The organism is Oxalobacteraceae bacterium OTU3CAMAD1 (assembly GCA_024123915.1).
Lineage (GTDB): Bacteria > Pseudomonadota > Gammaproteobacteria > Burkholderiales > Burkholderiaceae_D > Rugamonas.
The window spans coordinates 4,797,194-4,819,193 of the sequence record CP099650.1 but is presented as its reverse complement, the minus strand read 5'-3'; the positions used below and the strand labels follow the sequence as shown (position 1 = coordinate 4,819,193).

Sequence of the window (22,000 nt, the reverse complement as noted above, 5' to 3'; positions counted from 1 at the left end):
GGCAGCCTCAGGTTCTGATCTTGCTGATCGTGTCGTAAATCGGACCCATCACCGACAGCATGATCCAGCCGACCATCACGCCGAGGATCACGGTCATGGCCGGCTCTATCATCGCTTGCACCTTCTCGATCATCTCCTTGACTTCACGATTGTAGAAGTAGCTGACGTTGCGCAGCGCGCCGTCGAGCGCGCCGGTGGTTTCGCCGACCTTGAGCATGCGGATCACCAGCGGCGGGAAGATGCCGGTGTTCTGGAACGCTGCCGTGATGCCCTGGCCTTCGGAGATCAGCTGGCCGGCGCGGCGCAGGCCGGCCGCGATGACGCGGTTGCCGACGATGCCCTCGGACAGGCGGATGCATTCGAGGATGGTGATGCCGGAGCCGTACATCATCGCGAAGAAGGTGGCGAAGCGGGCCAGGATGATCTTGTGCAGCACCGGTCCGATCATCCAGATGCGCAGCTTGAAGCCGTCTGCGGCATAGCGCGCCTGCTCGCTGCGCGCCAGCCAGGCGCGGCCGACGAAGAAGGCGATCAGCGGCACCGCCACCAGGATGTACCAGTAATTGATGAAGATGTTGGAGACGAAAATCAGCGCCTTGGTGTGCAGCGGCAAGGTGTTGCCCATATTCTTGACGAAGGAGGTCAGCTGCGGCACCAGGTAGATCATCAGGAAGAAGGTGACGGCGGTGACGAACACGCCCACGGCGGCCGGGTACATGACGATTTTCTTCGTCTGCGAGGCCAGCTCGTCCTGCCACTTCAGGCTTTCCGACAGGTTCTTGAAGACCTCGGCCAGCTTGCCGCTCTGCTCACCGGCGGTGATCAGGCTGGTGAAGGTCAGGTCGAACACCTCCGGATAAGCGGCCAGCGCGGCCGACAATTGCTGGCCGCCCTCGATGTTCTCGATCAGGCCGGTGATCATCTCGCGGAAGCGCGGGTGGTCGATGCTCTCGCGCAGGTCGTTCAAGCCTTCGAGGATGGGCACGCCCGCGCCGGTCAGCTGCTCCATGTGGAAGCAGAAGTTGATCAGGTCGCGGCGGGTGATGACGCGCTTCAACGCCACGACCTTGGCGCGCGAAACGCGACAGTCGATCAGGTCCAGGCCCATGCGGTGCAGGCGCAGCTCCAGGTCCGGCTCGTTGGCGGCGTCCATGTTGCCGGGCGAGATCTGGCCGCCGGCGTCCATCGCGCGGTAGAAGTATTGGGGCATCAGGTGGCCAGCCTTTCGGTCAGGTCCACTACACGGCCGACTTCTTCAAGCGTGGTAACGCCTTCCAGCACGCGGCGCACGCCGTCGTCGATCAGGCTGTGGAAGCCGCTGTTGGCGGCCGCCGTCTTCAGTTCGCGCGACGAGGCGCGGCGCGCCACCATCTCGTCGAGCGCCGGTGTCATCTTCAGCAGTTCGATGATGGCGATGCGGCCCTTGTAGCCCTGGTGCGCACAGTGGTCGCAGCCGACCGCGCGGTACAAGGTTTGCGGTCCCGCCGTCTCTGGCAGGCCCAGCAGTCGGCGTTCGACATCGTCGGCGATATGCGGCTCGCGGCAAGCCGTGCACAGCTTGCGCACCAGCCGCTGGGCGATGATGCCGATGATGTTGCCGGCCATGATGTCCGGCACGACGCCGATGTCGAGCAGGCGCGGGATCGAGCCGATCGCCGAGTTGGTGTGCAGGGTCGAATACACCTGGTGGCCGGTCATGGCGGCCGAGAAGGCCATCTCGGCGGTTTCCTTGTCGCGAATCTCGCCGACCAGGATGATGTCCGGGTCTTGCCGCATCATCGAGCGGATGCCCTCGGCAAAGCCCATCTTGGCCGATTCGTTGACGGACGTTTGGCGGATCATGTTCATCGGATACTCGACCGGGTCTTCCAGCGTCATGATGTTGACGCTCTCGGTGTTGATGTGGTTCAGGATCGAATACAGGGTGGTGGTCTTGCCGGAGCCGGTCGGACCGGTCACCAGGATCACGCCGTCGGGGCGGGCGATCATCAGCTTCAGCAGGCTCAGTTCGGCCTCGCCCAGGCCCAGGCCGTCGAGCGGCACCAGGCCCTTCTGGCGGTCGAGCACGCGCAGCACGAAGTTCTCGCCGTGCGTGGTCGGCTGCGCCGAGGCGCGGAAATCGATCTGCCGGCCGGAGAACTTGATCGAGATGCGGCCGTCCTGCGGCGCGCGCGTCTCGGCGATGTTCATGTTCGACATGACCTTGAGGCGCACGGCCATCGCCGGCCAGTACGATTTGTGCAGGCTGCGGATCTGGCGCAGGATGCCGTCGATGCGGTAGCGGATGCGCAGGAACGATTGCTCAGGCTCGAAGTGGATGTCGGAAGCGCTGTTTTGCACGGCGTCGGCCAGGATGGCGTCCATCAGGCGCACCATCGGCTGGCTGTACTCGTCGGAGGTGGTGCCCAGGCTGGCGTAGTTGACCTCGCCCGTTTCGATCTCGTGCAGGATGCCGTCGATCGACAGCTCGAATCCATAGTATTGGTCGATGGCGCGCGAGATGTCCGATTCGTTCACCAGCAGCGGGCTGATGGTGATGCCCTTGACCAGCATCGCGCTGATCTGGTCGAGCGCGACGATGTTGCTGGTGTCGGACATGGCCAGGATCAGGTTGTCGGTCTGGCGCTCGTAGACGATGGGGAACACGCGGTAGCGCTTGGCCACTTCCTTGGGGATCAGCTTGAGGGCGATGGCGTCGACCACCAGGCTGGTGAGGTCGGCGCTTTGCTGGTTCAGGTTCTCCGACAGCGCCATGCGCACCGTGGCCTCGGTGACGAAGCCCAGCGTGATCAACAGTTTCCCCAACGGCTCGTTGCTGCGTTTTTGCTCGATCAGCGCGATGCGCAGCTGGTCTTCGCTGATGACGCCTTTCTGGATCAGCAGTTTGCCGAGCGGGAGTTTTGCTTGTTCTGCCATCGATAGTGGTTGGTGGTGTTCTTGTTGGGCGGCTTGCGCCGGCCGCCTGGTTGCCTTGTTGCCTTATTGCGCTGCCGGCGCGCCCAGCTCGTGCATGCGGATGCGTAGCGCGTTGCGGTCGAACGCGGCCGCCTTGTCCTGCGACAGCACCAGCGCGCGCTGATAATAGGTGAGCGCGAGCCGGCCCTGGTTCAGCCGGTCCAGGCCGATGGCGAGGTTGTAGGCGTAGTCCGGGTTGTCGGGCGAGGCGCTGTAGGCGCGGAAGAAGGTTTGCTGGGCGTCGGACCAGCGGTTCTGCTGCGCGTACAGGTTGCCGAGCGCGAACAGCGCCGGACCGGCCTCCGGATTGGTGGCCAGGATGGCCTTCAGGCGGCCTTCGTTCTGGGCGGCGTCGCCCGAACGCATGCTCACCAGGCCGGCGACGGCGGTGGAATCGTTCGGATCGAGTTCAAGCATGCGCAGGTAATACGACGCCGCTTGTGCGCCCTGGTTCTGGCGGGTATGCACCATCGCCAGGCCCAGCAGCGCATCGCGGCTGGTCGGTTCCTGGCGCAGCGCGGACTCGTATTGCTTTTGCGCGTTCGGCAGGTCGCCGTTGCTGAACGATTGGTAGGCGGTTTCCACGGCCGGCGCGATCTTGGCCGGCTGCACGGCGCGGGCGACGCGAATCTCGGCGTTGTTGTCCGGGGCGGCGACGGGCGGGAGTCTTTCCGCGCGCGGCGTGGACCCGGCGAGCTGGCTTTGGATCGCTTGCTGGGCGGCGGCCAGTTCCTGCTCGGTGCGGGCCAGGCGGCGCTCCAGGTCGTCGCGGCCGCCACGGTTGACGGACGGCGCCAGCATGGCGCTGCCGCTGGGGTCGGCCGCCATCGGATCGGCGAAACCGCCGGGCGCGCCGGTGGCGGCTTGGCCGGGTTGACCAGCGGAGGCGCCCGGCGAGGCGCCGATCACCTGCACCGGCGTGGCACCCGTGGCGCCCGGCGGCGGCATCGGCACCGGCGGCAGGCGCGAACCGGCGCCCGGTGCGACCACCGCTTGCCAATAGTAATAGCCGAAGCCGGCGACGATCAGCGCCAGGATCGAGAGCAGGCCGATCAGGCGCAGGCGTTCCGGGTCCATGCCGACCGGCTCGTTCGTCGTGGCGGCCGCCGCGCGGGCGCGGGCGGCGCCGCGCGGCTTGCCGGCGGCCTTGTCGCTGGATTGCGGTTTGGCCGAGGCCGGGGCCGAGGCTTTGGCGCCGGCCGTGGGCTCGGCGGCGGCGCTGGCGCCGTAGGTGTTCTGGGCATTGTTCTGCGCGGCGGCGCTAGCTGTGGCGGCGGCCGCGCTGGCGGATGAGATCGTGGCCGACGGCGGCACGTTCGGCTGTGCGCGCTGCTGCGGCGCCGCCGCCGGCGCGGGCGCCACCGGGGCGGACGGATCGGGCGTCAGGTCGAACGTCAGGCCGGCGTCCAGATGGTCGCTGGGCGGTGGCAACGGGCTGGGCGAGGGACGCGGCGTCAGGCTGGCCGCCGGCGCTTCGTGCGCCAGCGGTTCCAGGCTGAATTCGGCCATCGGCTCCAGGTCCAGACTGAGCTCGCGCTTGGCGGGCGGCACGGCGGCGTGCGGCGCCGGTTCGGGCGTGAGCGCCAGCACCGCGTCGAACTCCTCCGACGGCTTGTCCACCTCGTCCTCGACCGCCGAGCTTTGTTTGGCGCGCTCGGCCTTCTTTAGCGCCTGCATCAGTAAGCTCATGATCCGTTCCCGTTGGTGGTGGGGGCAGGGGGCGCTGTCGGCACCGGGTAGGGCTCGTTATCCGGTTTTTCGCCCGGCAGCAGGTAGCGGTAGTCCTTGTAGTCGCCGTTGACGCTGGCGTCCTTGACCACGATCGGGCGCATGAAGATCACCAGTTCGGTCTTGGTGCTTTTCTCGTTACGGTAGGAGAACAGGTCGCCGATAACCGGCACGCTGCCCAGCAGCGGCACGGAGTCCTTGGCGTTGTCGACCGAGTCCTGCATCAGGCCGCCCATGACGGCGATCTGGCCGCTCGGGATCTTCATCAGCGATTCCAGCTCGCGCGCCTGGATCACCGGCACGAAGCTCTGTACCCTGGCGTCGGCGAGGGCCGGATTCGGGTCCAGCACGGTGCCGACGATGCGGGTGATGGTCGGGCGCACGTTGACGGTGACGTCGTCGTTGTCGGCGATTTGCGGCGTCACGCTCATGACGAAGCCGACCGGCACCGTCTCCAGCTTGGACTCGTAGGTGGCCGGCGAGGTCGGCGTGCCGTTGATCCCGAGCACGGCCGGCGTGACCTTGATCGAGAAGAACACGTTGTTGTCGACCACCTTGAGCAGCGCGGTCTGGTTGTTCATCACGCTGATTTTCGGGCTCGACAGCACTTTGACCTTGCCGAACGATTCCAGCAGTTCGATGGTCGCGGCGATATTGCCCAAGCCGCTAAGCGGATTGTTGTACTTCAACAGGAAAATGCCGGGGCTGGTGCCCGGATTGACCCCGCTGGGCAGGTTGACGGTGCCGACCTGGCCTTGCGTCATGCCCAGGCGACCCGAGCGCGACAAGGTCGACCAGTTGATGCCCTGCTGATAATTATTATTGAGGCGGACCTCGATCACGGTCGCTTCGATCAGCACCTGGCGCTTGGCCGCGCCCAGCACGATATCGACGAACTCGCGGATTTTCTCGTGCTGGCGGCTGGTGGCGCGCACGGCGATCAGGCCGCCCTCGGCGTTGACGATGACCGAGTTGGGACGGTTGTTATTGTTGCGCGACTGGCCGAAGGCGCCGGTGTCGAACGCCGCCGGCGCCTGTTGTGCCTGGGCTTGCCCGCCCGGCTGCGTGCCGCCCGGCGTGTTTTGCTGCACGCCGGCCAGCGGATCGACCGGGTTGTCGCTGAGATTGGTGTTGCGCAGCATGTCGCGGATGTTCTTCTCCAGCGTGAACCAGAAATTATTGTCCGAGCGGTTGTTGACCACGGTCGTCGAGTTGTTGCTGCCGGCGCTGCTGCCGCTGTTGCTGTTCGACTGGTTGCCGCCGCTGCTGCTGCCGCTACTGGTTCCGCTCCCGCTCCCGCTTCCACTCGAACCGCTGGCCGCCGTTGTCGCGCCGACGGGGTTGGAGGCGCTCGAGCCGCCACCGCCGGTGGTCGAAATCTGCGTCGCGATGCTGACGCTGCTGCTGGTGCTGCGCGCGATGTTGACGTAGTCGATCTTGTAGTTGCGCCATTCCGGCGTGTCCGGCAGCACCGACAGGGTGCCATTGTTGATTTCATAACGCATGTCGACCTGGCGCTGGATGCGGCTCAGCAGCTGGGGCAGGGTCTGGTCCAGCGCGTTGAGCGTGACCATGCCCTCGATGCTGGGATGGACGTCCACGTTCAGGCCGGCGTCGCGCGCCAGCGCGAACAGCAGCGACTGCACCGGCACCTTGTGCACGGTGACGCTGTAGGTCTCGACCTTGGCGGTCGGCTTGGGCGGCGGCAGCACCGCGCTTTGCCGCACCGGCTCGGGGATCGACCCGCCCGGACGCGGCGCTTCGCTGACGTGGGTGGGCGAGGTCGGCAGGCTGCGCGTGGCGCAGGCGCCAAGTAACACACTGCAAGCCACGGGGACGATGGTCAAGGCTAGTTTATTCATTGTTTCTTCCGGCCCAGGGGGAACGCAGGATGTTGTGCATATGCAATATAGCTAGCATGATCTTACAAATTTGGTGCCACTGCAAGGACGCTCAAGCATATTGCTCCAATTAAAAGTCCCAGCAAACACCCGATTGCAACAGTGCGATTAAAGTAGCGACCCGGGCGCCGATTTAACAATGTGCCCGCGCGGCCCCGGCCGAACGGCGATTCGCTGATCGCTGCCCGCACGTGGCGCTTGTCGACCACGTCGGCGTCGTCGGCGAACGCGGCCAGCAGCGCCTTGTCGGCCAGGATGTTGATGCGGCGGACGATGCCCTCGGAGCTGTCGCCGATCATTTTGGCGGCGGCGGCGCTGAACACGGCCGGGCCGTCGTGGCCGGCCGCGCGCAGGCGGAAGTCCAGGAACTCGGCCACCAGCCCCGGTTCCATGGCCGGCACGTGGAAGCTGTGGGTGATGCGCTCGCGCAGCTGGCGCATGCTCGACAGTTCCAGGTGCTCGTCCAGCTCGGGCTGGCCGAACAGCACGATTTGCAGCAGCTTGCTGCGCGCCGTTTCCAGATTGGTCAGCAGGCGGATCGCCTCCAGGGTCTCGAGCGGCATCGCTTGCGCCTCCTCGACCAGCAGCACGACCTGCTGGCCCTGGCTGTGGCGCTCGATCAAATGCGCATGGAGGCCGCGCTGGACCTCGTCGACGCGGAAGCCCCGGGTCGGCAGGCCGAGTTCGGCAGCGATCGCGAACTGGACTTCGACCGGGTCCAGGTTCGGGTTGACCAGGTAGATGACCTCGATATGCGGCGGCAGCCGGCTCTCCAGCATGCGGCACAACATGGTCTTGCCGGCGCCGACTTCGCCGGTCACCTTGATGATGCCTTCGCCGTGGCAGACCGCATACAGCAACGCTTCGAGGATTTCGCCGCGCGTATTGCCGGAATAGAAAAAGGCCGGATTCGGCGTGATGCCGAACGGCGATTCGCGCAACTGGAAGTGGGATTGGTACATGCTGCTCACGCGATGCAGGTCAGGAACGCTTGTTCCAGGCTGTCCGTGCCGTATCGGTCGCGGCATTCGGCCGGCGTGCCGGCAAAGCGGATCTGGCCGTCGTGCAGGATGGCCATGCGGTCGCACAGCTCATCGACGTCGGCCAGCGCGTGCGAGGTCAGGAACAAGGTGCTGCCGGCGCGGTGCAGGCTGCGCAGTTGTTCTTTCAACAGCGCGCGGGCCTTCGGGTCCAGGCCGCTCATCGGCTCGTCCAGTATATAGAGGGGCTTGCGCGCGAGCAGGCAGGCGGCCAGTCCCAGCTTTTGCGTCATGCCTTTGGAATAGCCGCGCACGGTGCGCTTGAGCGCGTCCGGGTCCAGGTCGAGGGCGCGCATCATCGCGCCGACTTCGCCGGCGTCGTAGCGCAGGCCTTGCAGGGTCAGCAGATAGCGGATGAAGTCGGCGCCGGTCAGGTAATACGGCGGCGTGAAGCGTTCCGGCAGAAAGCCGAGCGGCTGGCGGCTGGCGGGGCGGTGGTGCGGCTGGCCGAAGATGTCGATGGCGCCGCCGTCGAGTGCGCAAAAATCGAGCACGCATTTGATCAGGCTGGTCTTGCCGGCGCCGTTGACGCCCACCAGGCCGAAGCATTCACCTGCTTGCAGTGCGAGATTCACGCCCCTCAGCACGCTGGTTTGGCCATAGCCTTGAACGACGTCTTGCAAGCGCAGGGCGGGTATGGTCATGAAAGGGAATAGTGGCCACAGGAAACGAACCACAACTGTAGCGCATTCGTGCGAAGAAAGCGACATCCTGTGCAGATAGGCGAGCTTGGCATTGGGGAAGTGGGGTAATCTGCACTAGAATGGCCGCAAGTTGTCGTGCGGCATCATGAGTAACCTGGAACCCCAAGCCACCCCGGGGTCGTACCCCTTAGGGTACGACCCCACGTCGCCGGGGTGCGGGTTGAACGGTTCAAATAGGTTTTTGAGAATCAGGAGCGGGTATGGCAAGGCCGGAGAAAGTCAGGCTGGGGGAAATTCTCGTACAGCAAAAGCTGCTGTCGGAAGAACAACTGGGGCTGGCGCTGGCCGAGCAAAAGCGCAGCGGGCGCAAGCTCGGCCGCGTGTTCATCGAGAACGGCTACGTCACCGAGGAGCAGATCGCCGGCGCCCTGGCGCGCCAGCTCAACATCCCGTACCTGAACCTGAAGTTCTTCAACGTCAATCCCGAGATCGTCCGCATGCTGCCGGAGACGCAGGCGCGCCGCTTCCGCGCGCTGGTGCTGGAAGACCGGCGCGGCGTGCTGCTGGTGGGCATGTCCGACCCGACCGACCTGTTCGCGTATGACGAGATCGCCCGCATCGTCAAACAAAACATCGAGCTGGCCGTCGTCAACGAGACCGAGGTGCTGGCCGTCATCGACCGCATCTACCGCCGCACCGAGGATATCTCCGACCTGGCGCGCGAGCTGGAACAAGACTTGGGCGACGTCTCGGTCGACTTCGGCGCGCTGGCGGCCGCCAATCCGAACCTGGAAGAGGCGCCCATCGTCAAGCTGCTGCAGTCGGTGTTCGACGACGCGGCGCAGGTGCGCGCCTCCGACATCCACATCGAACCGCAGGAAGGGCGGCTGCAGATCCGCTTCCGCATCGACGGCGTGCTGCACCTGCAGACCGAAACCGATATCAAGATCGCACCGTCGCTGGCGCTGCGCCTGAAGCTGATGTCCGACCTGGACATCTCGGAAAAGCGCCTGCCGCAGGACGGCCGCTTTGCCGTGCGCGTGCGCAACCAGCGCATCGACGTGCGTATCTCGACCATGCCGACCCAGTACGGCGAATCGGTCGTCATGCGTCTGCTGAGCCAGGGCGGCGCCCAGCTGCGGCTCGACGCCATCGGCATGCCGCGCGCGCTGGTGGAAAAGTTCCGCGCCATCATCCAGCGTCCGAACGGCCTGGTGCTGGTGACCGGGCCGACCGGTAGCGGCAAGACCACCACCTTGTATTGCGCGCTGTCGGAGCTCAATTCCGTCGAGAAGAAACTGATCACCGTCGAGGACCCGGTCGAATACCGGCTGGCCGGCATCAACCAGGTGCAGGTCAACGACAAGATCGACCTGAACTTCGCGCGCGTGCTGCGCTCGGCGCTGCGGCAAGACCCGGATATCGTGCTCGTCGGCGAGATGCGCGACCAGGAAACCGCGCAAATCGGCCTGCGCGCCGCCATGACCGGTCACTTGGTGTTGTCGACTTTGCACACCAACGACGCGATGAGCACGCCGCTGCGGCTGATGGACATGGGCGTGCCGCGTTACATGGTCGGCAGTTCCTTGCAGGCGGTGCTGGCCCAGCGGCTGGTGCGCATGATCTGCGAAAGCTGCACCACGCCGTACGAGCCGACGCCGACCGAGCGCGAGTGGCTGAGCATGGAACTGAACGACAAGGTGGACAAGGCGCGCTATTTCCACGGCAAGGGCTGCTCGCATTGCAACGGCATGGGTTATCGCGGCCGTACCGGCGTCTACGAGCTGCTGGAGATGACGCGGGCGGTGGTCGATGCCGCCAACGATCCCGATCCGGCCCACTTCCTGAAGGTGGCGGCCACGCAGATGGCCGGCGAAACCTTGCGCCGGCACGCGGTGCAGCTGGTGGTGCAGGGCCGCACGACGGTGTCGGAAGCGATGCGCATCAGTAACCAGACCGAGGATTGACGTGCCGTTCTTCGCCTACAAAGCCCGTAACGCGCGCGGCGAACTGATGCAAGGCGTGCTGGAAGGCCCGGACAGCGGCGCCATCGCCGATCAACTGTTCAACACCGGCGTGACGCCGATCGAGATCACCGTCACGCAAAAAGCCGTCGCCGCCAATGGCGAGAGCTGGCTGGCGCGGCTGCTGGAGAAGAAGGTCACGTCGATGGACGTGCAATTGTTCAGTCGCCAGTTATATACCTTGCTCAAGTCCGGCGTGCCGATCATGCGCGGACTGGCGGGCTTGCAGGAGTCGGCGGTCAGCAAGTCGTTCGGCAAGGTCATCAAGGATTTGCGCGAGTCGCTGGACTCGGGGCGCGAACTGTCGGCGGCCATGCGCCGGCATCCGGACGTGTTTTCGCCGTTCTACCTGTCGATGGTGCGGGTGGGCGAGATGACCGGGCGGCTGGAGGAAGTGTTCCTGCGCTTGTTCGACCATCTTGAGTTCGACCGCGACATGCGCGAGCGCGTCAAGACGGCCACCCGTTATCCGAGCTTCGTGTTGATGGCCATGGTGGCGGCGATGATTGTCGTCAATATGTTCGTGATACCGGCGTTTGTCGGCGTGTTCAAATCGCTGCATGCCGAGCTTCCGCTGATGACCCGGATACTGATAGGCACATCCAACTTCACCGTGCGCTACTGGCCGATGATGGCGGTGGCGGCCGTCGCCGGCGTGTGGGGCTTCCGCGCCTGGGTCGGCACGCAGCGCGGCCTGTATCAATGGGACAAGTTCAAACTGCAGATTCCGGTCGCCGGCAAGATCATCCTCAAGGCCACGATGGCGCGTTTCGCCCGCAGCTTTGCCTTGGCCAACCGCAGCGGCGTGCCGATCGTGCAAGGGTTGACGGTGGTGTCGCAGACGGTGGACAACGCCTACCTGTGCGCCCGCGTCGAGCAAATGCGTGACGGCGTCGAGCGCGGCGACAGCATTCTGCGGACCGCCGCCGCCGCCGGCGTGTTCACGCCGGTGGTGCTGCAAATGATCGCGGTGGGCGAGGAGAGCGGTTCGATCGACGATTTGATGGACGAGATCGCGCAGATGTACGAGCGCGAGGTCGATTACGAGCTCAAGACGCTGTCGGCGCAGATCGAGCCTATCCTCATTGTCTTCCTCGGGATGATGGTTTTGGTGCTGGCGCTGGGCATCTTCCTGCCGATTTGGGACTTGGGCAAAGCCGCCTTGCATAAGTGATGCCGGAAACGAGGCGTTAGTTGATTTTCTTACCAACATTTGTGACGCAGAAACAACGCGGCGCCAGTTTGCTGGAATTCGCGTTGATCGTCGTAATTGTGGGCATCTTGACCACGGTTTTGCTGCAACGAATTTGGCATTATCAGGGCGAGGCGAACGAGGCCGCCATGCGAATGACGGTGGCGAATGTGCGAACTGCCTTAGAAATTAAGGTTGCGCACGGGAAATTGCCCGGTGGAACGATAGATTTAACCATGTTGGCCGAACAAAATCCGTTTGATTGGCTGAAAGACAAGCCTGCCAATTATGTCGGCGAGTACTTTTCCCCTAGCGACGCCGACATCGGCGAAGGAAATTGGGCGTTTGATCGAAGTGATAAATCCGTGATTTTTTTGTTAAATATTAGCCGCGGATTTTTAGATGCTCCCACGAAACGTTTGAAATTCAAGGTAAAATTACTTCGCTTGCCCCATAGCCCCGCCAAGCCGTCAGGCGCACCAGAACCCCTCGGTGTGGCCTTTGAGCAAGTGAGAGACTGACGCAATCCGCGCCGTCTTTCTTCAACTTAATGGACGACTTGGAGAAGTGAAAATGAACAAGGCAGCGATGAGCGCATTCCGTAAACCAGCAGCGCAGTCGGGCTTCACGCTGATCGAATTGATCGTCGTGATTGTGATCCTCGGCATTCTGGCGGCGACCGCGTTGCCACGTTTTGCGAACTTGGGCGGTGATGCGCGAGTGGCAGCCTTGGGCGCCGCTCGGGGAGCGTTGGGAAGCACAGTTGCCATGGTTCACGGTCAATCACTGGTGCAACCTAATCAGGGAACCTTTACCAATGAGAGCATTATCGTTACCGTTGCCAATGGCTATCCCAATGGCGCGATCGAGACCGCGACAGCAGCCGGTTTGGTGGCTCCTGATTACACGGTCCTCCCAAGCGTTGCCGGAGCCGCAGCCACCGGGACAACGCCGGCAATTCCCGCCAATGGTTTTGTCGTCATTCCTGGCAGCGTGGCCGGTACTGCCCGTGCGGTGAACTGCTTCATCTCCTATACCGCCGCCGTAAATGCGAACACGCCCCCGGTTATTTCGGCTCTGCCTACGCAGAACAACTGCCAGTAATCGCTGTATTCCGGGGCGGCGGTGAAAACGTCAGTGTTGCGGCGCCGTTCAGATACTACCAGGGCTGGACGGCGACATGCTGGCTTCACGATGGTCGAACTGGTGGTTGTGATAATCGTCATTGGCATCCTCGGTGCCATCGGTGCGTCGCGGTTTTTTGATGGCGATACGTTCGCCGGGCGCGCCTATTCCGATCAGACCAAGTCCCTCATCCGTTACGCCCAGAAACTCGCCATCGCACAAAACCGGCGAGTCTTCGTCGTCGCGACGCCAGCGAGATTTGCCGTGTGTTTCACCTCAAACTGCAACGCCGCCGCTGCCCTGGCTTTCGCGCCCGGCGGCAGCAACAGCGGCAGCACCGCAACGCGCGCCGCCTGCACACTCGGCAACGTCTATGTCGCTAACTGGATGTGCGAAGGCACGCCCGCTAACATGGCCGTCGCCGGCACGCCAGCCAACGGCATTTTCTCTTTCGACCCTATGGGCCGTCCCTTAAACTACGATGTCGCGCTTAATGCATTCTCGAGCTTTGTCGGGCCATTGACGTTGACCTTCACCAGCGGCACTAGCGGCGGCAGCGTCTATCGGGTCACGGTGGTAGCAGAGACTGGCTATGTCTTCTAAACGCCAGCGTGGCCTCACCATCATCGAACTTGTGCTGTTCATGGTGATCATGGGCGTGGCCGCCGCCGGCATTATCGGCGTTCTGAACATCGGCACGAAGTCCAGCGCCGATCCGCTGCGTCGCAAGCAGGCGATGCTGATCGCCGAGGCCTACATGGAGGAAGTGCAATCGGCCGGCCTTACTTTTTGCGCGCCCACCGACGCCAACTACGGTGCGGCAACTACGCAAGACGGGTGCGCCACGCCTGGGGGAGTCGCGGCGTTTGGTCAGCGTCCGAACGGCGCGCGGCGTCCCTATGCCAGCGTCGCCGATTATGTGACGCAGCCTGGGACACCCCAGCCCAGCTTCGCCGATGCGAACGGCGTGGATCGGGATGTAAACGGCAGTGCGCTGGGCCTCGACGTCATGGGAAACAACTCGCTGGGGCCGATAACGACGACGGTCGAAGTCAACGTGCTGGGTCCAGCCGGCTCGCCAAACGGCAATGGCGCCCTCGGACCGAACGGACGCAACATCGTATCCGCGGCCAACAACCTTCAGGTATTGCGCATCACTATCGTCACAACATACGGCCCCGGCTTGACTATTCAGCTGGACGGCTACCGCACGCGGTACGCGCCGACCTACTAAGCCCATGAAAACCAGCCTTCGACATTTACGGAAGTTTGCGATTCACCAGCGCGGTTTCACGCTGGTGGAAGCGGTTGTCGTCATGGTCGTCACCGGCATTCTGGCTGGCATCATGGTGCTGTTCATTCGTCGACCAGTGCAGAACTATACCGACGCCGCCGCGCGTGCCGAGCTAAGCGACGCGGCCGACCTGGCGTTGCGCCGCATGGCCCGCGAACTGCGCACCGCGTTGCCCAACAGCGTGCGCCTGACGGTGAATAATGGTGTCTGGTGGTTGGAGTTTATTCCGACTATTTCCGGTGGCCAGTATCTGTCGGTCGAGGACAATACCGCCAACGGTACGCCGTTGAGCTTCATAGACCCTGTCGCATTGCCGTTCAATGTGATCGGGCCGATGCCTACACTCACTTTTTCGGGGGCGGCAAATAACTATATCGTCATCTATAACCTTGGTCCCGGCTTTGCCAATGTCGGTGCCGACGCCTATTCGCGCACCAATCTCGCGCGCGTTACTGCTGCCGGCCCCCGTACCATTTCTTATGAGCGGTATCTGGATGGTGACTCGGCTGGCAATGGCCGCAATCCGTTTGCGTCTCCCAATCCAAATACTTCGCCGGGCCAGCGGTTCCAAGTGGTCACGGAGCCGGTGACCTTTCGCTGCCAGGGGCTGGCGAACGGCAGGGGCACCTTGACGCGGTCCGTGGCGGCCAACTTTTTCGCTGCCCAGCCTACTCCCACTGCCGCCGCCGGCGATCTACTGGCCAACAACGTGGTCGCTTGCAATTTCTCCATCAACGGTTTCGGCAACCAGCAGGCCGCGCTGATAGGTTTGAATCTTGTGCTGGGCCGCCCCGATGTCAATGGCGGCAACGCCGTGGAAATCGTCACGCTGACGCATCAAATCCATGTGGACAATACGCCATGAAGCTGCGGATGATCCGAAAGTCGGGTGGCGTCGCGCTGGTGACGGCCATCTTTCTACTGGTGGTGCTCGCCGGGCTGGCGGTTGCCGTGGTGTCGCTGACGACCTCGCAGCAAGCCAGCGCGTCGCAGGACGAGCAGGGCGCGCGCGCGTATCAGGCGGCGCGGGCGGGTATGGAATGGGCGCTGTTTACAAGCTTGCAAACGGGGGGCGGATTGGCCGCAGATCCCCTCGGCTGTGGGCTAACACCGGCAATTGCGATTTCGTTTGGCTTGCCGGCCCCAACTTTGTCGGCCTTTACCGTAACCGTGACTTGTACAGCTCCCGCTGCCGGATACGGCAACCCAGCAGCCGGGCAGGCTGATCCGACCGCTAACGGCATCAGGATCACCGTCAGCGCCTGCAACCAGCCCGGCCCTAACGGTGCGTGCCCGAACAACGCCGTCCCCGGTCCCGACTATGTGCAACGAACGATCAATGCGCAGCTATAAAGAAACAAGCCACATGACAATGTGTGTGTTTTTGTGGCATTACTATTAATTTTTGGCAAACGAGCGGTGTAACTTGAATATAATCAACCAACTAGCGCGTAAACTTCGTGTGCTGGTAACCATTTAGGTCGCTGGTATGGGATTCCTCAAAAGAAGCAAAAAGAAGGATGGCTGGTTGACTGTCTCGTTCCACCGCGACGGCATCTGCGCTGGCCGCGTGCAGCGCGTGCGCGACGCCAAGGCGGTGGTCGAGCTTTCGTCGTTCTATCCGTCCAATGCCAGCCTGTCATCCGAATCGCTGGAAAAAGTGAGCAAGGATTTGAAGGCCGCCAATTTCCTTTTCGGCACGATGCTGAGCGGCGGCGAGTACCAGATGCTGACGGTCGACGCCCCCAACGTCCCACAGGATGAATTGAAAACGGCGGTGCGCTGGCGCTTGAAGGATATGCTCGATTTCCATGTCGACGACGCCACGATCGACGTGCTCGACATCCCTATCGACCCGAACGCGCCGTCGCGCGCCCATTCGATGTTCGCCATCGCCGCGCGCAACGCGCTGATCCAGGCGCGCCAGGGCCTGTTCGCCGAGGCGAAGATCGAACTGAACGTCATCGATATCCCGGAAATGGCGCAGCGGAATATTTCGGCGTTGCTGGAGACCGAGGGCCGGGGCCTGGCGATGCTGTCGTTCGACGGCGACGGCGGCCTGCTGACGATCACCTTCAAGGGCGAGCTGTACCTGTCGCGCCGCATCGACGTGACCTTGCCGCAGTTGCTGGAACCGGACACCGACAAGCAGCAGACCTGCTTCGACAAGATCACCCTTGAGCTGCAGCGCTCGCTGGATCACTTCGACCGCCAGTTCAACTACGTCAACGTGATCAAGCTGCTGCTGGCGCCGACCGGCGCGCAGGGCTTGCACGAGTATTTGGCGGCCAACCTGTACATGCCGGTCGAGGCGATGGGGCTCGAGGATGTGTTCGATCTGAGCAAGGCGCCGGCGCTGTTGGACGTCGAGCAGCAGCAGCGTTTCTTCCTGACCCTGGGCGCGGCCCTGCGTCACGAGGAGGTGGTGCTGTGAGCCAGCAGATCAACCTGTTCAACCCCATCTTCCTCAAGCAGAAGAAGGTGTTCACGGCGTTGCCGATGGCCGAGGCGCTGGGCGTCATCGTCGCCGGCGCGCTGCTGCTGACGTGGTACGCCGGCCAGCGCGTGGCCGATCTGGAACGCTCGGCGGCATCGGGCAAAACCTTGTTGGCCGACCGCGAGCGCCGCCTGGTGGAGGCCAACAAGCAGTTCGCGCCACGCCAGAAAAGCGCCACCATCGCGACCGAGGTCGCCCAGGCCGAATCGGAACTGAAGTCGCTGCAACAAGTGGAAGCGGTGCTGCGCGACGGCACGCTGGGCAACGCGGCTGGCTATGCGGAATATTTCCGCGCGTTTTCGCGGCAGAACGTCAGCGGGCTGTGGTTGACCGGCGTGTCCATCGTCGGCGCGGGCAACGATATCGGCGTCCAGGGACGCGCGATGCAGCCGACCTTGATACCGGCCTACATCGCTCGCTTGAAGTCGGAGCGGGTTATGCACGGCAAGAGTTTCGCCAGCCTCGATATTTCACGGCCGGACGCGCAACTGATGCCGGCCGCCGCGCCGCCTCCCGGGACCGGTGCAGCCGCTCCGACGGCCGCGCCAGCACCCGCCGCACCGGTGGCGACCACGGCGCCTTTCGTGCAATTCAGCCTGCAATCGACAGCCGTGGCGAGGGCCGAGCAATGAAGCAACCACTGCAACAGCAATGGCTGAAGCTGAGCACCAAGCTGGACGCGATGACCTTGCGCGAGCGGGCGATGGTGTTCGTGGCGGTGACGGCGGCGATCCTGTTCCTGATTTTTACGATGGCGGTCGAGCCGATGCTGGCGAAGCAAAAACTGCTGCTGGCGCAGATCAAACAGCAGCAAAACCAGATCGCCGGCATCGACCTGGAAATCACGGCCAAGGCGCAAGGCTTCAACCTCGACCCGGATGCCCAGGAGCGCGCCCGGTTGCTGGCGGCCCGTGCCGAGATCGACCGCATCAGCGCGGGCTTGCTGGCGGTGCAAAAAGGATTGGTGGCGCCGGAGAAGATCGCGCCGTTGCTGGAAAACCTGCTCAGCGGCCATGGGAAGTTGCGTTTGATGGCGATGAAAACCTTGCCGGTCACGGGCATGAACGAGAGCTTCGCCGCATCCGCGCCACCCGTTGCCGGCGGCGCCGCGCCGGTGGCCGCCCCGGCCCAGCCAAATCAGCCACCCCCGCCAGCCGCCGCGCAGAAGCCGCGCGAGCTGCTGTATCGGCACGGCGTGGAAATCGTCTTGCAGGGCAGCTACCTGGACATGATCAGCTACATGGCCGCGCTGGAGGCATTGCCGGTTCAACTGTTCTGGGGCAAGGCCAGCCTGGACGCGCAGCAGTACCCGAACTCGCGCCTGACCTTGACCTTATACACGCTGAGTCTGGACCAGAAATGGATGAAGCTATGAGCGCCGCCGTACAACGCGCTTGGTTGGCCGGGACGTTGTGGGCGCTGGTTCTGGCCGCGCCGACGCCGCAAGCGCAGACCCTTGCCGATCCGACCCAGCCGCCGCCGGAAGCGCGCCTGCTGGCGCCGGGTGCAGCCGATGCGCCGGTCGTCAGCGCCGGCCCGCGCTTGCAGTCGATCCTGATCGGCACGCGCGGGCGCGAGGTGGCGGTGATCGACGGCCAGACCTTGCGCAAGGGCGACAAGCTCAACGGCGCCGTGCTGGTGAACATCGGCAAGAACCAAGTGGTGTTGCAACGCGGACGGGAGAAACAGGTGCTGACCTTGTTCCCCGATACCGGAACGGGCGGCAAAACGCCCGTTCATCAACGTTAAACGAATGCATATGCAAAAAATACTGACCATCGCCATCCTGACGACGCTGCTGCTGAACGGCTGCTCGACGCCGCCCAAGCGCGATACCTACAACAAGATCAATGCCGAGGTCGAGACGGCGCTCAAGGCCAAGCCGCCGGCCGCCGCGCAGGCCGACGCCGTGGCGAGCGCCTTGCTGCCGCCGGTGTCGCAGCTGGCCGAGCAGTTGCCGAAGGCGCGCGCGGTGCTGGAGGAGCGCTTCAACGTGTCGTTCAACAACGTGCCGGTGCAGCAGTTCTTCAACTCCATCGTGGCCGGCACACGCTACAACATGCTGATCAATCCGGAGGTGACGGGCACCATCACCGCCAACCTGAAGGATGTCACCCTGGTCGAGGCGCTCGACGCGGTGCGCGAGCTGTACGGCTACGACTACAAGATCGACGGCACGCGCATCTACATCCGTCCGTTGACGATGCAGACCAAGATGTTCAAGGTCAATTACCTGACGGCGATCCGCAAGGGCGTGTCGAGCCTGCGCGTGTCGTCGACGTCGGTGGCGAGCGCCGGCACCAGCAACAGCGGGTCGCAAAACAATTCGGGCAACAACAATAACTCGAACAATAACAACGACAACTCGGGTAACAACGGTAACAATGGCAACAACTCCGGCGGCAACCAGAGCCAGCGGGACGCGGCCAATGTGCAAACCACATCCGGCAGCGATTTCTGGCTGGAGCTCAAGACGGCGCTGGAGGCGATCATCGAGCCTGGCAAGGAAGGCCGCAGCGTGACCATCAGCCCGCAGTCGGGCGTGATCGTGATCCGCGCCATGCCCGACGAGCTGCGCAACGTCGACCAGTACCTGCGCGCGACCCAGTTGTCGGTCGACCGCCAGGTGATCCTGGAGGCGAAGATCCTTGAGGTGGAGTTGAACAGCAACTTCCAGAGCGGCATCAACTGGGCCGCCTTCGGCAAGCTCAGCACGAATAGCCGCATCTCGGCCGGACTGGTACAACCGGGCTCATCGTTGACGCCGCTGGGCGTGAGCGCCACCGGTTCGCTGACCAGCTCCGGCCCCGCCGGCACCGTGGCCGTGCCGGGCGCGTCGCTCGGCGCCGTATCCGACGCGGTCGGCTCGCTATTCGGCCTGGCCTTCCAGACCAGCAATTTCGCGGCGCTGATTTCCTTCCTGGAAGGACAGGGCACCGTGCACGTCTTGTCGAGCCCGCGCATCGCGACCTTGAATAATCAGAAGGCGCTGCTCAAGATCGGCACCGACGAGTTCTTCGTCACCGGCATCAGCACCACGACGACGACCAGCGGCAACGGCAACGGCGTGACCACGCCGACGCTGACTTTGCAGCCGTTCTTCTCCGGCGTGGTGCTGGACGTGACGCCGCAGATCGACGATCACGGCAACATCATCTTGCATGTGCACCCGTCGGTGAGCCAGGTGTCGACCGTCAACAAGGGTGTGAATCTGGGCACCCTGGGTAACTTCAGCCTGCCGTTGGCGGCGTCGTCGACCTCCGAGATGGACAGCATGGTGCGCGGCCAGAACGGCCAGGTAGTGGCCATCGGCGGCTTGATGCGCCAGGCGACGACGTCCGACCGATCCGGCGTGCCGGGCGCGAGCGACATTCCCGTGGTCGGCGCGCTGTTCCGCGCCACCGGCGAGGTGATCCAGAAGCGCGAGCTGGTGGTGCTGATCAAGCCGACCATCGTCGAATCGAGCTCCGACTGGAACCAGGACCTGCTTGATAGCGGACGCCGCATCAAGGAGCTCGATCCGCGCCGCGCCAGGGAGCGCAATTGACCATGTACAGCAAACACTTCGGCCTGCGCGAGGCGCCGTTCAGCATCACGCCGGATACCAGCTACTTCTTCACCAGCCCGCACTCTCAGGAGGCGCTGAACACCTTGCTGGTGGCGGCCAAGAGCGGCGAGGGCTTCATCAAGATCACCGGCGAGGTCGGTACCGGCAAGACGCTGCTGTGCCGTAAGTTCATCGCCACGGTCGGGCCGGAATTCGTCACCGCCTATATTCCCAATCCCTACCTGGAGCCGCGCACCCTGATGCTGGCCCTGGCCGACGAGCTGGAGGTGACCCTGGCGCGCGATGTCGACCAGCACCAGATGCTCAAGTCGATCACGTTCCGCCTGATCGAACTGGCGCACGCCGGCAAGCAGGTCATGCTGTTGCTCGACGAGGCGCAGGCGATCCCGGTGGAGAGCCTGGAAGCGTTGCGGCTGCTGAGCAATCTGGAGACGGAAAAGCGCAAGCTGCTGCAAATCGTGCTGTTCGGCCAGCCGGAGCTGAACCAGCATTTGCAGGCCAACTCGATCCGCCAGCTGGCGCAGCGGATCACGTTTCACTACCACCTCGGCCCGCTGAGCCGGGACGACATCGAATACTATCTGGCGCACCGTCTGCGCGTGGCCGGTTACACGGGCGGGCGCTTGTTCAGCCGCGGCGCGATTGGCAAACTGTTCCGCGCCAGCGGCGGCATTCCGCGGCTGGTCAACATCATGGCCAACAAGTCGTTGATGCTGTGCTTTGGCGAGGGCAGGCAGCAGGTCACGCGCCGCCACGTCAACCTGGCCGCGCACGACACCAACGGCGTGGTTGGCGCGCGCGCCGGCGTGCGCTGGCCGTGGCTGGCCGCCGGCGTCAGCGTGCTGGTCGCGGCGTGCGGCTTGACGTGGGCGCTGACCAAATGAGCCTGATCAATAAAATGCTGCAGGATCTGGACAAGCGCGGCGGCGCCGGCGACGGCGCGATCCATTCCCAGGAATTGAAGGCGGTGCCGGCGCCGGAACGCGACCGCCGGCCGATGATGCTGGCCGGCGCGGGCATGGCGGCCACCGCCGTGCTGGCCGCCGGCGGCTGGTATGGTTGGCAGTACTGGCAGAGCCATCGCGCGCCGCCGGCGCCGGTGCCGAAAGTGGTGGTCAACCAGCGTCCTCCGGGCGCCGTCGCCGCGCCGCCCGTGGTCGAGACGGTCAAGCCGGCGGCGCCGGAACTGGCGGCGCCGGCCGCTGAGCCGTCCGCCGAACCGGTAGCCAAAGCCATCCAGCCGGCGCAACTTGACGGCTTGCCGGCCAAGTCCGTACCGGTCCGCGCGGCGGCACCGGCGGCCCCGTCGTCCGGCGCCGTGGCCGCAGCCGACGAAGCCATCGCGTCCAAGCCCCGTCGCCCGCTGTCCGACCACGAGGCGCACCGTCCCGTACGCAAGCCGGCCCAAACGGAAGGCGTGAGCCGGCGCGAGCTGACACCCAAGCTCGAATCCGACGGCGCCTACCGGCGCGCGCTGGTGGCCTTGCAGGAAGGCCGCCTGAGCGTGGCGATGGCCGATCTGGAGGGCGCGCTCGAGATCGATCCACGCAACGAGGCGGCGCGCCAAACCTACGTCAGCCTGCTGCTGGAAAACAAACGGGCCGACGAGGCGATTCGCCAGTTGCGCCTGTCCCTGGGCATCGATCCGCGCCAGCCGGGGCTGGCGATGGTGCTGGCGCGGCTGCAACTGGAACGCGGCGGGCCGGCGCTCGAAACACTGATGACAACCCTGCCGTACGCCGGCAACAGCGCCGACTACCTGGCCTTCCTGGCCGGTGTGCTGCAGCGCGAGCAGCGTCACGCCGAAGCGGCACGCTACTACCGCGCCGCGCTGCAACTGGCGCCGGGCAACGGCGTCTGGTGGATGGGCCTGGCCATTTCGCTGCAGGCCGACCAGCACCTGCCGGAGGCGCGCGAAGCCTATACGCGGGCGCGGGCGGCGCCCGGCATGACGCCGGAATTGCTGGCGTTCATCGACCGCAAGCTGGAACAGCTGGCGCGTTAATTGCCGTCGCTTACCGGGAGGTTTTAG

20 protein-coding genes and 1 pseudogene are annotated in these 22,000 nt (G+C 64.1%); 15 read left to right on the top strand and 6 right to left on the bottom strand.

Annotated elements, in window-relative coordinates; genetic code table 11:
- Positions 1-7: 7 nt before the first annotated feature.
- The 6 genes from NHH88_20535 to NHH88_20510 form a co-directional block, all read right to left on the bottom strand.
- Entirely contained in the window at positions 8-1,210 is a 1,203-nt protein-coding gene (locus NHH88_20535) for a type II secretion system F family protein (protein ID USX12077.1), read from the bottom strand.
- Positions 1,210-2,916, bottom strand: coding sequence for a Flp pilus assembly complex ATPase component TadA (gene tadA / locus NHH88_20530; GenBank protein USX12076.1), 1,707 nt, complete (start codon positions 2,914-2,916; stop codon positions 1,210-1,212). The genes NHH88_20535 and tadA overlap by 1 nt, the downstream gene beginning before the upstream one ends.
- A gap of 63 nt (positions 2,917-2,979) precedes the next feature.
- The gene (locus tag NHH88_20525) at positions 2,980-4,644 is read right to left on the bottom strand and encodes a tetratricopeptide repeat protein (protein ID USX12075.1); all 1,665 of its coding nucleotides are present in this window, start codon (positions 4,642-4,644) and stop codon (positions 2,980-2,982) included.
- A complete protein-coding gene (gene mshL / locus NHH88_20520) occupies positions 4,641-6,545 on the bottom strand; it encodes a pilus (MSHA type) biogenesis protein MshL (protein ID USX12074.1) in 1,905 nt (634 codons plus the stop codon). The genes NHH88_20525 and mshL (NHH88_20520) overlap by 4 nt, the downstream gene beginning before the upstream one ends.
- A gap of 62 nt (positions 6,546-6,607) precedes the next feature.
- Positions 6,608-7,546: an AAA family ATPase gene (locus NHH88_20515; protein ID USX12073.1), complete on the bottom strand. Its 939-nt coding sequence runs from the start codon at positions 7,544-7,546 to the stop codon at positions 6,608-6,610.
- A gap of 5 nt (positions 7,547-7,551) precedes the next feature.
- Positions 7,552-8,268 carry an ABC transporter ATP-binding protein gene (locus NHH88_20510; protein ID USX12072.1) on the bottom strand — a complete coding sequence of 239 codons (717 nt, stop codon included), beginning with the start codon at positions 8,266-8,268 and terminating at the stop codon, positions 7,552-7,554.
- Between the two features lie 260 nt (positions 8,269-8,528).
- On the opposite strand from NHH88_20510, the gene NHH88_20505 reads away from it, so the two are divergent.
- From NHH88_20505 to NHH88_20435, 15 genes and pseudogenes are all read left to right on the top strand, one after another.
- Positions 8,529-10,235, top strand: a complete 1,707-nt coding sequence (locus NHH88_20505) for a GspE/PulE family protein (protein USX12071.1) — start codon at positions 8,529-8,531, stop codon at positions 10,233-10,235.
- 1 nt (position 10,236) lies between these two features.
- Complete coding sequence (locus NHH88_20500) at positions 10,237-11,466, top strand: type II secretion system F family protein (protein USX12070.1); 1,230 nt, start codon at positions 10,237-10,239, stop codon at positions 11,464-11,466.
- A 20-nt stretch (positions 11,467-11,486) separates the two neighbouring features.
- A complete protein-coding gene (locus tag NHH88_20495; protein ID USX12069.1) occupies positions 11,487-12,005 on the top strand; it encodes a type II secretion system GspH family protein in 519 nt (172 codons plus the stop codon).
- A gap of 67 nt (positions 12,006-12,072) precedes the next feature.
- Positions 12,073-12,201: pseudogene (locus NHH88_20490) on the top strand (type II secretion system GspH family protein).
- A gap of 477 nt (positions 12,202-12,678) precedes the next feature.
- Positions 12,679-13,212, top strand: a complete 534-nt coding sequence (locus tag NHH88_20485; protein USX12068.1) for an MSHA biogenesis protein MshC — start codon at positions 12,679-12,681, stop codon at positions 13,210-13,212.
- Entirely contained in the window at positions 13,202-13,843 is a 642-nt protein-coding gene (locus NHH88_20480) for a type II secretion system GspH family protein (protein USX12067.1), read from the top strand. Before NHH88_20485 ends, NHH88_20480 begins: the two co-directional genes overlap by 11 nt.
- 4 nt (positions 13,844-13,847) lie before the next feature.
- Positions 13,848-14,768 carry a prepilin-type N-terminal cleavage/methylation domain-containing protein gene (locus tag NHH88_20475; GenBank protein USX12066.1) on the top strand — a complete coding sequence of 307 codons (921 nt, stop codon included), beginning with the start codon at positions 13,848-13,850 and terminating at the stop codon, positions 14,766-14,768.
- Positions 14,765-15,256, top strand: coding sequence for an agglutinin biogenesis protein MshP (locus tag NHH88_20470; protein ID USX12065.1), 492 nt, complete (start codon positions 14,765-14,767; stop codon positions 15,254-15,256). The genes NHH88_20475 and NHH88_20470 overlap by 4 nt, the downstream gene beginning before the upstream one ends.
- A 136-nt stretch (positions 15,257-15,392) precedes the next feature.
- Positions 15,393-16,337: a pilus assembly protein PilM gene (gene pilM, locus NHH88_20465; GenBank protein ID USX12064.1), complete on the top strand. Its 945-nt coding sequence runs from the start codon at positions 15,393-15,395 to the stop codon at positions 16,335-16,337.
- Positions 16,334-17,032, top strand: a complete 699-nt coding sequence (locus tag NHH88_20460) for an MSHA biogenesis protein MshI (protein ID USX12063.1) — start codon at positions 16,334-16,336, stop codon at positions 17,030-17,032. Before pilM ends, NHH88_20460 begins: the two co-directional genes overlap by 4 nt.
- Positions 17,029-17,775, top strand: a complete 747-nt coding sequence (locus NHH88_20455; protein USX12062.1) for a hypothetical protein — start codon at positions 17,029-17,031, stop codon at positions 17,773-17,775. The genes NHH88_20460 and NHH88_20455 overlap by 4 nt, the downstream gene beginning before the upstream one ends.
- Entirely contained in the window at positions 17,772-18,149 is a 378-nt protein-coding gene (locus tag NHH88_20450) for an MSHA biogenesis protein MshK (protein ID USX12061.1), read from the top strand. Before NHH88_20455 ends, NHH88_20450 begins: the two co-directional genes overlap by 4 nt.
- Before the next feature lie 10 nt (positions 18,150-18,159).
- A complete protein-coding gene (mshL, locus tag NHH88_20445) occupies positions 18,160-19,947 on the top strand; it encodes a pilus (MSHA type) biogenesis protein MshL (protein ID USX12060.1) in 1,788 nt (595 codons plus the stop codon).
- A 2-nt stretch (positions 19,948-19,949) separates the two neighbouring features.
- Positions 19,950-20,852 (top strand): AAA family ATPase, encoded by a 903-nt coding sequence (locus NHH88_20440; GenBank protein USX12059.1) that lies wholly within the window; start codon positions 19,950-19,952, stop codon positions 20,850-20,852.
- Positions 20,849-21,973 carry a tetratricopeptide repeat protein gene (locus tag NHH88_20435; GenBank protein ID USX12058.1) on the top strand — a complete coding sequence of 375 codons (1,125 nt, stop codon included), beginning with the start codon at positions 20,849-20,851 and terminating at the stop codon, positions 21,971-21,973. Before NHH88_20440 ends, NHH88_20435 begins: the two co-directional genes overlap by 4 nt.
- The last annotated feature ends 27 nt before the right edge of the window (positions 21,974-22,000 follow it).

What these genes read in the sequence shown, in the direction of transcription:
- NHH88_20485 (USX12068.1), top strand. Translation starts at nt 12,679, where the DNA reads ATGGTCGAACTGGTGGTTGTGATAATCGTCATTGGCATCCTCGGTGCC.
- NHH88_20505 (USX12071.1), top strand. Translation starts at nt 8,529, where the DNA reads ATGGCAAGGCCGGAGAAAGTCAGGCTGGGGGAAATTCTCGTACAGCAA.
- tadA (USX12076.1), bottom strand. Translation starts at nt 2,916, where the DNA reads ATGGCAGAACAAGCAAAACTCCCGCTCGGCAAACTGCTGATCCAGAAA.
- NHH88_20455 (USX12062.1), top strand. Translation starts at nt 17,029, where the DNA reads ATGAAGCAACCACTGCAACAGCAATGGCTGAAGCTGAGCACCAAGCTG.
- NHH88_20510 (USX12072.1), bottom strand. Translation starts at nt 8,268, where the DNA reads ATGACCATACCCGCCCTGCGCTTGCAAGACGTCGTTCAAGGCTATGGC.
- NHH88_20535 (USX12077.1), bottom strand. Translation starts at nt 1,210, where the DNA reads ATGCCCCAATACTTCTACCGCGCGATGGACGCCGGCGGCCAGATCTCG.
- NHH88_20440 (USX12059.1), top strand. Translation starts at nt 19,950, where the DNA reads ATGTACAGCAAACACTTCGGCCTGCGCGAGGCGCCGTTCAGCATCACG.
- NHH88_20515 (USX12073.1), bottom strand. Translation starts at nt 7,546, where the DNA reads ATGTACCAATCCCACTTCCAGTTGCGCGAATCGCCGTTCGGCATCACG.
- NHH88_20475 (USX12066.1), top strand. Translation starts at nt 13,848, where the DNA reads ATGAAAACCAGCCTTCGACATTTACGGAAGTTTGCGATTCACCAGCGC.
- mshL (USX12074.1), bottom strand. Translation starts at nt 6,545, where the DNA reads ATGAATAAACTAGCCTTGACCATCGTCCCCGTGGCTTGCAGTGTGTTA.
- NHH88_20450 (USX12061.1), top strand. Translation starts at nt 17,772, where the DNA reads ATGAGCGCCGCCGTACAACGCGCTTGGTTGGCCGGGACGTTGTGGGCG.
- NHH88_20480 (USX12067.1), top strand. Translation starts at nt 13,202, where the DNA reads ATGTCTTCTAAACGCCAGCGTGGCCTCACCATCATCGAACTTGTGCTG.
- pilM (USX12064.1), top strand. Translation starts at nt 15,393, where the DNA reads ATGGGATTCCTCAAAAGAAGCAAAAAGAAGGATGGCTGGTTGACTGTC.
- NHH88_20470 (USX12065.1), top strand. Translation starts at nt 14,765, where the DNA reads ATGAAGCTGCGGATGATCCGAAAGTCGGGTGGCGTCGCGCTGGTGACG.
- NHH88_20435 (USX12058.1), top strand. Translation starts at nt 20,849, where the DNA reads ATGAGCCTGATCAATAAAATGCTGCAGGATCTGGACAAGCGCGGCGGC.
- mshL (USX12060.1), top strand. Translation starts at nt 18,160, where the DNA reads ATGCAAAAAATACTGACCATCGCCATCCTGACGACGCTGCTGCTGAAC.
- NHH88_20525 (USX12075.1), bottom strand. Translation starts at nt 4,644, where the DNA reads ATGAGCTTACTGATGCAGGCGCTAAAGAAGGCCGAGCGCGCCAAACAA.